The organism is Hyphomonas sp. (assembly GCF_013823385.1).
GTDB lineage: Bacteria > Pseudomonadota > Alphaproteobacteria > Caulobacterales > Hyphomonadaceae > Hyphomonas.
Window position 1 is genome coordinate 15,622 of sequence record NZ_PNMA01000013.1, and the last position, 14,331, is coordinate 29,952.

The window sequence follows — 14,331 nt, forward strand, 5'->3', positions numbered from 1 at the left end:
CGCGCCACGAAAGCCCCCCTCCGTCTCGCGCCTCTGGCGCGATCCACCTCCCCCGCTTCGCAGGGGAGGATTTCAGCTCCAGCTGAGATGGCGTGGCAGTATCCTCCCCTGCGAAGCGGGGGAGGTGGCAGACCGCAAAGCGGGCTGACGGAGGGGGAAAATGCGTCGCGCCCCAGCGCAGCGCCATCAGTCAGCGTCGCCCCCCTCACCCCTGCCCCTCTCCCAAGGGAGAGGGGTTCCAAGGTCGCGCCTATATCAACCCTTCAGCATATCCCGCGAAATAATCACCCGCATCACTTCGTTCGTCCCCTCCAGGATCTGGTGGACCCTCAGATCCCGGACGATGCGTTCGACATGGTAGTCGGCGAGGTAGCCGTAGCCGCCGTGGATCTGGAGGGCGTCGTTGGCGACCTTGAAGGCGGTGTCGGTGACGAAGCGTTTGGCCATGGCGCACCAGCGGGTGGCGTCCGGCGTCTTGCCGTCGAGGCGGCCGGCGGCCTCGTAGAGCATCAGGCGGGCGGCCTGCAGCTCGGTTTCCATGTCGGCGAGTTTGAACTGGGTGTTCTGGAAGTCGGCGATGGCCTTGCCGAATTGCTGGCGCTCCCTGGCATAGCTGACCGCCTTGTCGAGGGCGAGTTGGGCGCCGCCGAGGGCGCAGGCGGCGATGTTGAGGCGCCCGCCATCAAGGCCCGCCATGGCGAAGCGGAAGCCGTGACCTTCCTCGCCGATGCGGTTTGCCGCCGGCACGCGCACGCCGTCCAGAATGACCTGCCGCGTCGGCTGGGATTTCCAGCCCATCTTGCGCTCGTTGGCGCCAAACGACAGACCCGGCGTATCCTTCTCGATGATGAAGGCGGAGACGCCCTTGGCGCCATCATCAGACGTGCGCGCCATCAGGACATAGACATCCGAGGTGCCCGCGCCCGAGATGAACTGTTTGGTGCCGGTGATCACATACTCGTCGCCGTCTTTGACGGCCTTGGTCTTGAGGCTGGCGGCATCAGAGCCCGAGCCGGGCTCGGTGAGGCAGTAGGAGGCGATCAGCTCCATTGAGGTGAGACGCGGGAGCCAGGCGGCGCGCTGCTCCTGCGACCCAAAGGTGTCGATCATCCAGCTCGCCATATTGTGGATGGAGATAAAGGCAGCGGTGGAGACGTCGCCATAGGAGAGCTGCTCGAAGATCAGCGCGGCATCTGTGCGGGTGAGGCCGGAGCCGCCGACATCGTCCTTCACATAGATGCCCGCAAAGCCGAGTTCTGCGGCCGATTTGATCACATCGACGGGGAAATGGCTGTCCCGGTCCCAGGCTTCCGAATGGGGGGCGAGCTGGTCAGCGGCGAATTTGGCCGCCATATCGCGGATCATCTGCTGTTCGTCTGTGAAGATGAGGCTCATTGGCGTGGCCCTCCGATTGGCTTAAGTCTTTGGCCCGCTTGTCCTGTGAGCCCTGATATATGTCAATCCGACGCCCTCCTGCCGGGTATGAAACCGCCGGCGCCGCGCCTGAGGAGATCCCCGCGCTGATCGCGATCGATCTGGCGGCGGGGAAAATCTTCGAGGGCACCGGCCTGCTGCCCGATAGCCAGCTGGGCGACCATGTGCCCGCAGACGTGCTGCGCGAGGCCATGCAGACCGGGCATCTCCACACCGTGCGCGACCGCAAGGGCAAGCTGGCGGGCTTTGCGCTGACCTCTCTGCGCGAGGGCTGGCTCTATCTCGACCAGATCAGCGTGGACCCCGCCTATGGCCGCCAGGGCATCGGCAGCGCCCTGATCGGGCGGGTGATGCTGGAAGCCAAGGACCGGGGCCTCAAACGCGTCGTGCTCTCCACCTTCCGCGACCCGCCCTGGAACGGGCCGTTCTACCGCAAGAACGGCTTCCGGGAGCTGCCCCGGAAGAAGATGGAAAAATGGATGATCGAGATTGAATCGATTCAGGATGATAATGGCCTGAATGTGCGCGACCGGTGTTTCATGGCGCGGCGATTGGGCTGGTTGTGAGGGCGCCGGATTTGGCGTTAGGAGAAGTTATGACCCCGTTTCCCCAAGCCTTTCCCGGCACCCGTATGCGCCGCCTGCGCCAGGCCCCCTGGGCGCGCAGCCTTGTGGCAGAAAATGTCCTCACCCCGGCAGACCTGGTCTGGGCCGTGTTCGTGCATGATGGCGAAGGCCGCGTGCCGGTCGCCTCCCTGCCCGGCGTGGACCGGCTCAGCGTGGCGGAAGCGGCGCTGACCGCCAAGCGCGCGAAAGCCCTCGGCATTCCGGCCATCGCCGTGTTCCCTTATATCGGCCCGGAAGGAAAAGACCCCGAAGGTACCGGCGCGCTTTCGCCCGATGGCCTCGTGCCCCGCGCGCTGAAAGCCATGAAGGACGCCGCCCCGGAAGTCGGCCTGATCACGGATGTGGCGCTTGATGCGTATACGTCGCATGGCCATGACGGCCTGCTGGATGAGGACGGCACCATTCCGAATGACGCGACGGTGGAGCGGCTGGTGGAACAGGCGCTGGTGCATGTCAGCGCGGGCGCGGATGTGGTCGCGCCGTCCGACATGATGGATGGCCGTATCGGCGCCATCCGCTATGCCTTCGAGGAAGAAGGCTTCACCAATGCGATGATCCTCGCCTATGCGGCGAAATATGCCAGCGGATTCTATGGGCCCTACCGTGAGGCGATCGGCTCTGCCGCCGCCTTGAAAGGCGACAAGAAAACCTATCAGCAGGACCCGGCCAATTCGGATGAGGCATTGCGGGAAGTGGCGCTCGACCTTGCCGAAGGCGCCGACATGGTGATGGTGAAACCCGGTCTTCCGTATCTGGACATTGTGCAGCGCGTTTCCTCGACGTTCGGCGTGCCGACGCTGGCTTATCAGGTCTCGGGCGAATACGCGCAGATCATGGCCGCCGCCCAGAATGGCTGGATCGACGGCGACCGGGTGATGATGGAAAGCCTGATGTGCTTCAAACGCGCCGGCGCAAGCGGCATCATCACCTATTTTGCCGAACGCGCGGCAGAGAAGCTGGGCGGCTAGCCAGAGCCGCCGCCCGATTTTCTCGCCCTCATGCCGTCAGCCGGCGGAGGGAATCTGCGCCTTCAGCCGCTGAACGTGCCCGTGCGGGGGAAGCCTTTAGGGACGACCTTGCCGGCCTGGGCGCGCTGGCCCTTCCACTCTTTCCACTCTTCGAAGGCACGGTGGCGCCCGCCGGTGACGACGATCAGGCCGTCGCGCTTGTCGAAGGTGATGAGGTCAGCCAGTTCGGCTCCGCCGCTATAGGACTGAAGCTTGTTGCCCTTCCCGCGCGGCATTTCGGGCAGGTCCTTCAGCGGGAAGATCAGCATCTTGCGGTTGGTGCCGACGACCGCGATCATGTCGCCCAGCACCGGCACACAGACATTGAGTTGGCCCCCGCCTGTGTTGACGATCTGCTTGCCCGCCTTGCGGTTTGACTCAAGCTCCGCCTCCGGAATAACGAAGCCATAGCCCGTGGACGAGGCCATCACGCGCTTACGCTCCGGCTCGAACTTGAACATGTTGACGATGGCGACATTGTCTTCCAGCTCGATGGAGAGCCGGATCGGTTCGCCATGGCCGCGCCCGCCGGGCAGCTTGTCGGCCGCCAGCATGAAGGCGCGCCCGTCTGACGACATGAAGACGAGCTTGTCTGTGCTCATCACCTCTTCCATGAAGGCGGGACCATCGCCTTCCTTGAACTTGATCGTCTCCGGATCAAGGCCGTGGCCTTTCATGCCGCGGATCCAACCCTGGGCGGAGAGCACCACGGTGACCGGTTCCTTCGGGCGGGTGGCCTCCAGCGCAGCAGCGAGATCAACCGTGGGCGCATCTTCAAAGGTAGCGCGGCGGCGGCCAAGGTCCGTTGACGGATCGAATTCGTCACGGGCGGCTTTGAGTTCCTTCGACACGCGCGTCCACTGGCGGCGCTCAGACCCAAGCAGCTTCACCAGCTCGTCACGCTCTTCGGTGAGCTTTGTATGCTCGCCCTGGATTTCCATCTCTTCCAGCTTGCGCAGGGCGCGCAGGCGCAGGTTGAGGATGGCTTCGGCCTGAATGTCGGAAATCTTGAACCGCTTCATCAGGACGGGCTTGGGCTCGTCCTCGGTGCGGATGATGCGGATCACTTCATCGATGTTGAGATAGGCTTTCAGGAAACCTTCGAGGATGTGCAGGCGCTTCTCGATCTTGTCGAGGCGGAACTCGGCCCGGCGGACGACCACTTCACGGCGGTGGTCCAGATAGGCCTGCAGCACATCGCGCAGGCCCATCACTTGGGGCGCGCCCTTGTGCAGCACGTTCATGTTCATGCTGAAGCGCGTTTCCAGATCGCAGGTCCGGAAGAGGCTTTCCATCAGCACGTCCGGCTCAACCGTCTTGGCGCGCGGCACGAGAACGAGGCGGACATCCTCGGCGGACTCGTCGCGCACATCTTCCAGAAGCGGCACCTTCTTGGCCTCCAGCAGCTCGGAGAGTTTCTCCAGCAGCTTGGACTTCTGCACCTGATACGGAATTTCCGTAACGATGATCTGATAAGTGCCCCGGCCGGTATCCTCGACATGCCAGCGGGCGCGCATGCGGAAGGCACCCCGGCCGGTCTCGTAGGCCTCCAGCATCGAGGCGCGATCCTCGACGATCACGCCGCCGGTCGGAAAGTCCGGCCCCTGAACGAATTGCATCAGCTCTTCGGTGGTCGCCTTGGGCTTGTCGATCAGGAAGCGGGCCGCGTCGATCACCTCGGCGACATTGTGCGGCGGGATCGAAGTGGCCATGCCGACGGCGATGCCCGTGGCGCCATTCGCCAGCAGATTGGGGAAACCGGCGGGAAGGACGACCGGCTCCTCGTCATTCTCCGCATAGTTGGGGCGGAAATCGACGGCGTTCTCGTCGAGGCCTTCCATGAGCAGCTCGGCGCCGCGCGTCATCCGTGCTTCGGTGTAGCGGTAGGCGGCGGCGCTATCCCCGTCGATATTGCCGAAATTGCCCTGGCCATCGACGAGGGGATAGCGGACGTTGAAATCCTGGGCGAGGCGGACCAGCGTGTCATAGATCGAGCTGTCGCCATGGGGGTGGTAGTTACCCATCACGTCGCCGACGATCTTGGCGCATTTGCGATAGCCGCCCTCAGGGTCCAGTTTCAGGACGCGCATGCCGTATAGGATGCGGCGCTGGACGGGCTTCAGGCCATCGCGCACATCCGGCAGCGCGCGGGACGTGATCGTGGAGAGCGCATAGGCGAGATAGCGCTTGGACAGCGCCTCGCTCATCGGCTCGTTGATGATCCGGTCCTCGGGGGGCTCGGTGGTGCGTTTGGACATTCTGGCCTCTTTGCAGGTCTCGCCACATTCTGGTGCGGGTTTGCGGGTCAGGGTGGCCCGACTCACTGGAAACAGCGCAGGTTAACAGAAACCTGCGTTTGGTTAAGGAACATCAAAGGCCGCTGCTGCAGATATGCGTGGAATCAGCATTCTCCTGACATATGCCTTCCTTCTGGCAGCCATTGTCGTGATCATCGTGCGCGCCCTGCCCGCGCGGCATAACCCGTTTGCGCCGATTGACCTGACCGCGCCGCCGGGCGTGGCCACGCCTGTACAGCTGGCACGGCTGAAAGGCGACCGGGAAGCCTGTTTCACGGCGCTGGACCAGGCCGGGGTGCTTTATACCCCGCTGGAGGATGAGCTTCGCGGGGAAAAATGCGGGCTGTTTGACGCCCTGACGCTGGACCGGACGCTGACGCCCTATTCGGCAACGCTGCAGATGACCTGCGCGCAGACGGCGGCGGCCTATATGTGGGAGCGGCATGTGGCGCGGCCGGCGGCTGTGGAAATCTTCGATGCGCCGCTGGCGCGGATCGAGACCTATGGCAGCTTTTCCTGCCGCAACATTGCCGGCAGCCGGCGCCTCTCCCAGCACGCCTTTGGCAATGCGCTGGATGTGTCCGGCTTCCGGCTGGAGGATGGGCGGGTGATCGATGTGGAGGCCCATTGGGACAAGCGCGGCAAGGAAGGCAAGTTCCTGAGGCGCGTGCATGAGGGGGCGTGCGACCTCTTCTCGGTGACGCTGGGGCCGGAATACAACGCCGCCCATGCCGATCATTTCCACATGGACATGGGGCCGGGCCGGCTTTGCCGGTGAGGCGACGGGCGAGATCGGGGCGGGCTGTCCGGCGCTTCCAAAGGGTTGCCCCGCAATGATTTTCAATTCGATTTCGAAATATTCTTTGCCCTGAGATTTTTTCTGGTATACTTCGGGTAGAAATGATTGGGGGGCCTGGGTGCGGGGCGCGGTCTACACTATTGTGCCGTTGGTCATGGCTTCCTGCGCGTCGTCCTCACCGGCGCCAGACACCTCTCCCCTCCCCTTCATTCCCGCAACTGACGAACGGCCTTCGGAGTCAGCCGCGCGCGAGTCCAGCCGGTTCGGCGTCTGGGTGGACGAGCGCGGCTTCGGGATTGGCTACCGGAAAGACCGGGAGCTGCGGATTCCCGGCATCTGCCAGATCGTTTTCCTGGTCTCGTCAGAACAACAGCTGCGGCAAGCCAGAGATCTGATCACATCCGAACTTGGAGATGAGGGGGCAAACATATGCATGGAAAAATTGTGAGTATCCTGCTGCTGGGCGGGGCGGCAACCCTCGCGGGCTGCATTACGCACAGGGATCATAATCCGCACAATGATGTTCTGATCTTTGGCACCACTACCAAGCTGGGCGTGGATGTCTCGGCGCCCGTGCAGAACGGGGCCGTGCCCGAATTCACCGTCGGCTACAAAAGGCTGGAGGCCGTATGGATGCCCCTGAAGCCGCAGGCTGAGACGAACACGGTGACGGAGTCCGTGACGCTTCCCGGCGGGCAGACAGGGAGAGAGGCGCGGACGCAGCCGCACACCCGCACGCTCGCAACAACGCAGGTCGTTCAAAGGGGCGACGTGCCCAATCATGATCTGGTGCGCGACAAATATGTCTCGTTGTCTTCGGGTGTATCCGCAGACAAGGGGGGGCAACTTCTCGAGCTCGATACCTATTCTGTGTTCGCAAGTCTGGGCGCCAAAGGCGGTCTCGGTTTCAACAACGCTTCGGGCTATCTTGCCCAGTTCTTTGCCACAGGGATCGCCGCGCAACGTCTGGGCACGAACCCATCGATCAGCGAAGCGCTCAACGCCAAAGCGCCCGAAGCGGCCGCTAAACAGGCGGCCGCCGAATCAGCGACTGTCAAAGCCCTGCTCGACGCCGGGGCCACGCCGGAGGACGCCTCAAGGCTCGCTTCCACGACGGATGCGACACGGACGCTAGTGGACGCGGAAGTTCTGAAGGCAACAGGCTGTGTTCAGGCCTGGAACGGAACACCCCCCGACAACCTGAAAGCCGCCGCTGATGCTTCAGACAGCCGGAAGAGCGCGATCGAGCAGGCAAAGACCCTCGTTTCGACGAGCGGTTCCAATGCCAATTTGCAGCGCGCTCTCAGAGCCAATGGGGCGGCGCGCGCTGCCATTCTCAAAGCTTGCGAAAAAGGAAACTAAGAAATGTCCACAACAGTCGTGGTGTTTTGCAAGAACCAGGAAGAAATCAATGTAGCGGTTCAGAACTGGGTCAACGTAAACGGCTATAAACGAATTCATACATTTGCTCCGGCAGACAGCGCAGGGCATTTTTTGAAGGATGAAGAAGGCAATTGGGCTGAATGTCAGCATACGTTCAATAAAGGGTTTCGCACGGTTATTGTATTTCAAACGCCGTAGCCGGCTTTAAGCGGTCTACGCTGTCAGCAGCCGCTTGAGCAGCCGCTCCCGCTCTGCCGGCAGGCCGCGATGGACCGAGGCGAAGAGGCGGTTTTCGATGAAGTGGCCGGTAAGGCGCAGGCTCGCGGCGATGTCGCCGGGGAAGATTTCGGCGCGGGCATCGATCAGGAAAGCCGGCAGCGCGAACAGGCGGTCCACATATTGCTCTGCCTCAGAGCCGCGTACCGCGCGGCCGGTGCGCGGGGAAACATGGGTGAGGCCGTCATTGGCGCCGCTGACGGCGCATTCGTCGAGATCGAGCCCGAAGCCGAGGGCGGAAAGCAGCCCCAGTTCCCAGCGCGCATAAAGGGCGGGCCAGACGCCGGGATGGGTGAGTTCATCGAGCAGCAGCGTGGTCGCCTCGTAAAGGCTGGAGCCGGCCGCGTCCCCCTCATTGAGGCCGCCGCGGAGCAGCGCCGTGATCGAGGCAAGCGCAGCAAGGGCGGCGGGATCGTCCAGCAGGCGGGAGGCGCGGTCGCGGCTCGCCTCGGCGACATCGAAACGGCCAAGCTGGTCATCGAGGCGTCCGCTCCAGCTCAGCGCCACGGTATTGCCCGCTTCAAACTGGGCCCGTTTGCGGCGGGACGCCCCGCCATAGACGAGGCCGGAACGGCGCCCCCTTTCACGGGTCAGCACATCGAGGATGAGGCCGCCTTCCCCGAATCGGCGTCCTCCCAGCACTATTCCGTCATCGGACCAGTTCATGCACCACCTGAAGCCCCCTCTCCCTGCAGGGAGAGGGAGTTGGGGGCGAGGGTTTGAAACCGTTTGGCACAGCACTGATCCGTGAGGGGATCCCCCTGCCGCCCTTCGGGCACCTCCCCCGCAGGCGGGAGAGAATGAAGACCGCGAGCGTCAGACATCAAACTCCAGGCCGATACCCTGATAGCGCTCGCGCTTTTCCTGCCAGCGCTCATCCACTTTCACGAAGAGGAAAAGGTGGACCGGGCGCTCAAGCATCTGGGTCAGTTCCAGGCGGGCCTGGCGGCCGATTTCCTTGATCAGGCTGCCGCCCTTGCCCAACACCATAGCCTTGTGGCCTTCGCGGCCTACGATGATGACCTGCTGCACACGGACGGACCCGTCGGCGCGCTCTTCCCAGGCTTCGGTGTCAACCATCAGCTGGTAGGGCAGCTCCTGATGCAGGCGCAGCATCAGCTTTTCACGCGTCACCTCTGCCGCCAGAAGGCGCATCGGCAGATCGGCAATCTGGTCTGGCGGGTAAAGCGCCGGGCCTTCGGGCATGCGCGCGGCAATGGCGGCTTCGAGCCTGTCGACGCCCTCCCCGTTTTCTGCCGAGATCAGGAATATCTCGTCATAAACGCCTGCTTCATTCAGCGCCGCAATGACCGGCAGCACCTGATCGTGCGGGAACAGATCAATCTTGTTGAGGGCGAGGAAGGCGCGCTTGCCCGCCTCCTTCAGCTGCTCGATCACGCGGCGATCATCCTCGATCGAATGGCGCTGCGCGGCGCTGAGCCGGCCGGCCTGTTCGGCAACCCAGGCGGAAGCATCCACCAGATGGACGATGCAATCGGCCTCCTCCGCCCCGCCCCAGGCGGCCTTGACCATGGCGCGGTCGAGCCGGCGCTTGGCGGCAAAGATGCCGGGCGTGTCGACGATCACGATCTGGGTGTCACCCAGCTGCGCCACGCCGCGCACGGGGAAGCGCGTCGTCTGCACCTTATGCGTGACGATGGCGACCTTGGCGCCCACGAGGCGGTTGGTGAGGGTGGATTTGCCGGCATTCGGCGCCCCGATGACGGCGCAAAATCCTGCGCGGCGGATATCTGTTTCGCTCATTCTGTTCCTGTCAGTGTTCTGAGCATCAAGGCCGCAGCATGACGCTCCGCCTCGCGCTTGGAAGAGCCGGTAGCGGCAGCCTTGCCCATGGCAAGGCGAACTTCAACTTCATAAACCGGGGCATGATCGGGGCCGGAGCGGCCCGTCACCACATATTCCGGCAACGGATGACCCTGCCCCTGCGCCCATTCCTGAAGGAGGGTCTTGGGGTCCTTGGTTTCAGCCGGGACATTTTCAAACTGCGGCGCCCAGGCGCGCTCGATGAACTTGCGCGCGGCATTTAGGCCGCCTTCCTGATAGATCGCCGCGATGATCGCCTCGCAGGCGTCGCCCAGCGTGGATTCCCGCTCCTGCCCGCCGGCGGCCGCCTCGCTTTCTGACATCAGAATGAAGCGCTGCAGGCCCAGATGGCGCATCGCCTCGGCGCAGGCGCCCTTCTTGACGAGCCGGTTGAGGCGCGGGGCAAGGTCGCCCTCGCTGTCAGACTGGCGCCGCTCGATCAGGCGCTCTGCGATGATGAGGTTCAGCACCCGGTCGCCGAGGAATTCGAGCCGCTGGTTGGAAAGTTTGACCGTATCGCCGGACGGCGCAATGGCGCTGGGATGGGTCAGCGCGCGCTCAAGGCTCGCAGCCTCCTTGAAGCGAAAGCCGATGATGTCCTGCGCTTCCTTCAGCGCTTCGGGCGGCAATGAAGGCTTCACCGCCTTGACGGCGGCGCGCTGGCGGGTGCGTTTCGGCCGGGCGGGTTTCATGGCGCGTCTGCCACCGGGATCGCTTCGATGATCACCTGCGCCTCGGCCCAGGGGTGATCGTCCGTAAGCGTCAGATGCACCACAGCGCGGTGGCCCGGCGGAGTGAGCTTTGCGAGGCGCGCAGCGGCCCCGCCCGTCAGCTCGAAGCCCGGCTTGCCGGAGGGAAGGTTGATGACGCCCAGATGCTGCCAGTGAACGCCGCCGCGCGGAACGCCGGTGCCCAGCGCCTTGGCCATCGCCTCCTTGGCGGCAAAGCGCTTGGCATAGGTCTCTGCCACCCGGCGGCGGCCACGCGCCTTGGCGATTTCATGCGGCGTGAAAACGCGCTGCTCGAAACGCTCCCCGAAGCGGTCAAGCGAGCGCTGGATGCGCTCGATATTGCAGAGATCATTCCCTATACCGATGATCATCCGCGCGCCTCGTCCATGCGGCGGCGCATTTCGCGGATGGCGGCGTCAAGGCCAATGAAGATCGCCTCGCCGATCAGGAAGTGGCCGATATTCAGCTCGGCAATTTCCGGAATGGCGGCGACGGGGCCGACATTTTCAAAAGTCAGACCATGGCCGGCATGCGGCTCGATGCCCCGGCGGCGCGCTTCGGCGGCGGCAAGCTTCAGGCGTTCGAGTTCGGGCGCAGCGGCCCCTGCCCCGCCCTCGATCCAGAGCTCCGCATAGCGGCCCGTATGCAATTCCACCACCGGCGCGCCGAGCACTTCGGCCACGGCAATCTGCACCGGGTCTGGCTCGATGAACAAGGACACGCGCGCGCCCGCATCCTTCAGACGGCCGACAATCGGGGCGATCTGGTTGTGCAGGCCGGCAACATTGAGGCCGCCTTCGGTGGTGCGCTCCTCGCGCCGCTCCGGCACGATGCAGGCGGCATGCGGACGGAAGCGGACGGCAATGTCCGTCATCTCTTCGGTGGCCGCCATCTCCAGATTGATCGGCAGAAGGGTGGCGGCGCGGATCGCGTCGAGATCGCCGTCGCGGATGTGGCGGCGGTCTTCGCGCAGGTGGATGGTGATGCCGTCGGCCCCCGCGGCGGCGGCAATCTCTGCCGCGCGCATGGGATCAGGATGGGCGCCCCCGCGCGCATTGCGGATGGTCGCCACATGATCGATATTGACCCCGAGGCGGAGACGGTCGCTCATCAGGCAAGGCCCCGCGAGCCGGGCTTGATCGCTTCCAGCTTCTGAAGCTCCGGAGGCAGATCATCGGGCGCATAGTCCGGGAAGTTCACCTGGGCGAGCGAGATCAGCTTGCAGCCGACATCGGCGCGCCCGCCCGAGCGGTCAATGATGCAGGCGCCGCCGACCACTTCGCCGGGAAGTTTTGCCAGCGCCTCGACCGTCTCGCGGAAGGAAAGCCCTGTCGTCACGATGTCTTCGGCGATCAGCACGCGCTCGCCTGCGGCAATCGAAAAGCCGCGGCGGAACTGGAGCTGGCCATCGACCCGCTCGGCAAAGATCGCGCGGGCGCCAAGATGGCGCGCCAGCTCATAGCCCGGAATGATGCCGCCCACGGCAGGGCCCGCCACTACATCGATCTTGCCGAAGCTGGCGGTCAGCTTTTCGGCCAGCGCCTTGCAGAGCTTTTCGGAAAGATCGGGCCGGGAGAAGACGAGCGCCTTCTGCAGAAACACAGGGCTGCGCCGCCCGGAGGAGAGGATGAAATGCCCCTCCAGCAATGCGCCCGCCTCCTTGAAAATGGCGAGCACGTCTTCACTGGTCATATTGTCCCTCCTGGTCGCGTACGGCCCTGTCTACCACGGCCAAGGACCGCAGTGCCGCAAGGATTTGCGTCATACGCTTCAGGTCTTCAACCTCAATATCCATCACCAGCTCAATGAAATCGGGATGCCGCGAGGCTGTGGAAATCCCGATGATGTTGCCATTGGATTCAGCCACCGCCGCGCAGAGTTTGGCCAGCACGCCGCGCTGGTTGGAGGCGTTGATGCGGATGCGCGTAACGGCGACGGCATCGGTGCGGGCAAGCTCGGTCCATTTCAGATCGTGCCACAGCTCCGGCCGGTCGTCATATTCGGCCAGGCGCGGGCAGCTCGACACATGCACCATCAGGCCCTTGTCGGGCACCTGCACGCCGATGATCCGGTCGCCCGGCAGCGGGTGGCAGCAGGTGGAGAGGTGCAGCGTGACGCCCGGCGTCAGCGTGCGCCCTTCGACGAAAAGCGGAACATGGTCGCTGTCGATGGGCGTCTTGGCGGCGTCATCCGTCCGCTCGGGCTGATAGCCGGGGAAGACGAGCTTGATGACGGCAGACGTCTTGTAACGGCCCCGGCCCACGGCCTCGCGCATATCGTCGACGCTCTTGAAGCCGGACTTCTGCGCCACGTCCAGCAGCATCACGTCCACCGGGTCAGCGCCCGCGCGGCGCAGGGCCTGGTTGATGAGCCCCTCGCCCAGCCGGCGGAACTCGGCCACTTCCCGCTCCCGCTCCAGCCGCCGCAGGGCGGATTTGGCGCGGCCCGTATGGGTGAGCATTTCCCAGCCCCGGATGGGCTCGGCCGTCTTTCCACGGATGATGTCGACCACATCGCCATTCTTCAGTGGGCGGCGGAGGGATTTCTCCTCGCCATTGATGCGGGCGCCGATGGTCGTGTCGCCCACGGCGGAGTGGACGGCATAGGCAAAATCCAGCGGCATGGCGCCGGCCGGCAGGATGATCAGCTTGCCCTTCGGCGTGAAGGTGAAGACATGCTCGCGGTACATCTCCAGCTTGGCATGTTCGAGGAACTCGCCGGGCTCAGCCCCGTCGCGCACCAGTTCGGCAAAGGCCTTGAGGTTTGCTTCCGGATCAAGGCCTGCGGCGCGGGCCGAATCCACGTCAAAGCCATAGGACCGGTTCTTGTAGCCCCAATGGGCGGCCACGCCATATTCGGCGGTGAGGTCCATCGTCTCGGTACGGACTTGCAGCTCCACGCGGCGGTTGCCGGAGGCGCGCACGGTGGTGTGGAGGCTGGCATATCCGTTTGGTTTGGGTACGGAGATGAAATCGCGGAAGCGTTCGGGAATACAGGCCCAGTGCGTGTGCAGCACGCCCAGCACGCGGTAGCAGTCGGTCACATCCGGCACGATGATGCGGAAGGCGAAGAGATCGGCCACATCGCGGAAGGAGATCGATTTGCGCTCCAGCTTGCGCCACAGCGAATAGGGCTGCTTCCGGCGGCCCCGCAGGCGATAACGCAGGCCGGCCTCATTCAGGATGCGCGTGAGGTCGGCGCGGATCCGTCCGAGGTCGTCCTTGTTTTCACGCTCGAGTTCTTCCAGCCGGTAGATGATGGCGCGGCGGGCCTCGGGGTTGAGCTCCTTGAACGCCAGATCGTCCATCCGGGCGGCCATGTCATAAAGGCCGATGCGCCGGGCGAGCGGGGCATAGATGTCCATGGTTTCACGCGCGGTCCGCTGGCGGCTTTCCAGCTTCTTGCGGAAGTGCAGCGTCTCCATATTGTGCATCCGGTCTGCCAGCTTGACCAGCAGTACACGGAGGTCACTCGTCATCGCCAGGATGAACTTCTGGAAGTTCTCGGCCTGCGCGGCTTCCTTGGAGGTGAATTCCAGCTTGTCGAGCTTGGTGACCCCGTCGACCAGTTCGGCAACCTGCGGGCCGAAGCGCACCTCGATGTCGCCGATGTCGATCTCGGTGTCCTCGACCACATCATGCAGCAGGCCGGCCACGATGGTGACCTCGTCGAGCTTCACATCGGCCAGCAGGCTCGCGACCTGGACGGGGTGGGAGTAATAGGCCTCACCGGAATCGCGGGACTGTTCGCCATGATGCTTCTTGGCGAAATCATAGGCGAGACCCAGGAGCTCGGATTTGACGCGCGGGTGATAGGCGCGGACCTTGGCGATCAGCTCTTCCCGCGAGAGAACGGGCGGCAGGCCAGACGCGGGATCGCTGGCAGGGGCCGGTGTGCCAGCCCCCGTGCCAGCCCCTTTTTCCGGTCCGGAAAGGGCGCTGCCGTCCATTGAGT

The 14,331-nt window shown here is 64.1% G+C and carries 14 protein-coding genes; 5 read left to right on the forward strand and 9 right to left on the reverse strand.

The window, feature by feature from the left end:
- Nucleotides 1-255: 255 nt before the first annotated feature.
- Complete coding sequence (locus tag C0456_RS09470; protein WP_291050961.1) at nt 256-1,395, reverse strand: isobutyryl-CoA dehydrogenase; 1,140 nt, start codon at nt 1,393-1,395, stop codon at nt 256-258.
- 59 nt (nt 1,396-1,454) lie between these two features.
- On the opposite strand from C0456_RS09470, the gene C0456_RS09475 reads away from it, so the two are divergent.
- Nucleotides 1,455-2,000, forward strand: coding sequence for a GNAT family N-acetyltransferase (locus tag C0456_RS09475; protein ID WP_291050963.1), 546 nt, complete (start codon nt 1,455-1,457; stop codon nt 1,998-2,000).
- A gap of 29 nt (nt 2,001-2,029) precedes the next feature.
- Nucleotides 2,030-3,028 (forward strand): porphobilinogen synthase, encoded by a 999-nt coding sequence (gene hemB / locus C0456_RS09480; RefSeq protein WP_291050966.1) that lies wholly within the window; start codon nt 2,030-2,032, stop codon nt 3,026-3,028.
- A 62-nt stretch (nt 3,029-3,090) separates the two neighbouring features.
- Here the strand turns inward: hemB and parC are convergent, their stop codons facing one another.
- Nucleotides 3,091-5,325 (reverse strand): DNA topoisomerase IV subunit A, encoded by a 2,235-nt coding sequence (gene parC / locus C0456_RS09485; protein WP_291050969.1) that lies wholly within the window; start codon nt 5,323-5,325, stop codon nt 3,091-3,093.
- Between the two features lie 133 nt (nt 5,326-5,458).
- Here parC and C0456_RS09490 point away from each other — a divergent pair, with 133 nt between their 5' ends.
- From C0456_RS09490 to C0456_RS09500, 3 genes are all read left to right on the forward strand, one after another.
- The gene (locus tag C0456_RS09490) at nt 5,459-6,142 is read left to right on the forward strand and encodes an extensin family protein (protein ID WP_291050970.1); all 684 of its coding nucleotides are present in this window, start codon (nt 5,459-5,461) and stop codon (nt 6,140-6,142) included.
- Nucleotides 6,143-6,592: 450 nt separating this feature from the next.
- Nucleotides 6,593-7,525 (forward strand): hypothetical protein, encoded by a 933-nt coding sequence (locus tag C0456_RS09495; RefSeq protein ID WP_291050972.1) that lies wholly within the window; start codon nt 6,593-6,595, stop codon nt 7,523-7,525.
- A 3-nt stretch (nt 7,526-7,528) separates the two neighbouring features.
- Nucleotides 7,529-7,744, forward strand: a complete 216-nt coding sequence (locus C0456_RS09500; RefSeq protein WP_291050974.1) for a hypothetical protein — start codon at nt 7,529-7,531, stop codon at nt 7,742-7,744.
- A 15-nt stretch (nt 7,745-7,759) separates the two neighbouring features.
- Here the strand turns inward: C0456_RS09500 and recO are convergent, their stop codons facing one another.
- The 7 genes from recO to C0456_RS09535 all read right to left on the reverse strand — a co-directional run bounded on the left by recO (nt 7,760) and on the right by C0456_RS09535 (nt 14,326).
- Nucleotides 7,760-8,488 carry a DNA repair protein RecO gene (recO, locus tag C0456_RS09505; protein ID WP_291050976.1) on the reverse strand — a complete coding sequence of 243 codons (729 nt, stop codon included), beginning with the start codon at nt 8,486-8,488 and terminating at the stop codon, nt 7,760-7,762.
- A gap of 150 nt (nt 8,489-8,638) precedes the next feature.
- Nucleotides 8,639-9,586, reverse strand: a complete 948-nt coding sequence (gene era / locus C0456_RS09510) for a GTPase Era (RefSeq protein ID WP_291050979.1) — start codon at nt 9,584-9,586, stop codon at nt 8,639-8,641.
- The gene (rnc, locus tag C0456_RS09515; RefSeq protein WP_291050983.1) at nt 9,583-10,338 is read right to left on the reverse strand and encodes a ribonuclease III; all 756 of its coding nucleotides are present in this window, start codon (nt 10,336-10,338) and stop codon (nt 9,583-9,585) included. The genes era and rnc overlap by 4 nt, the downstream gene beginning before the upstream one ends.
- Nucleotides 10,335-10,748 carry a holo-ACP synthase gene (acpS, locus tag C0456_RS09520; RefSeq protein ID WP_291050986.1) on the reverse strand — a complete coding sequence of 138 codons (414 nt, stop codon included), beginning with the start codon at nt 10,746-10,748 and terminating at the stop codon, nt 10,335-10,337. The genes rnc and acpS overlap by 4 nt, the downstream gene beginning before the upstream one ends.
- On the reverse strand, nt 10,745-11,488 hold the full coding sequence (locus tag C0456_RS09525; RefSeq protein ID WP_291050987.1) for a pyridoxine 5'-phosphate synthase: 744 nt from the start codon (nt 11,486-11,488) through the stop codon (nt 10,745-10,747). Before C0456_RS09525 ends, acpS begins: the two co-directional genes overlap by 4 nt.
- Complete coding sequence (gene pyrE / locus C0456_RS09530; RefSeq protein ID WP_291050988.1) at nt 11,488-12,069, reverse strand: orotate phosphoribosyltransferase; 582 nt, start codon at nt 12,067-12,069, stop codon at nt 11,488-11,490. Before pyrE ends, C0456_RS09525 begins: the two co-directional genes overlap by 1 nt.
- Nucleotides 12,059-14,326: a bifunctional (p)ppGpp synthetase/guanosine-3',5'-bis(diphosphate) 3'-pyrophosphohydrolase gene (locus C0456_RS09535; RefSeq protein ID WP_291050991.1), complete on the reverse strand. Its 2,268-nt coding sequence runs from the start codon at nt 14,324-14,326 to the stop codon at nt 12,059-12,061. Before C0456_RS09535 ends, pyrE begins: the two co-directional genes overlap by 11 nt.
- Nucleotides 14,327-14,331 lie beyond the last annotated feature (5 nt).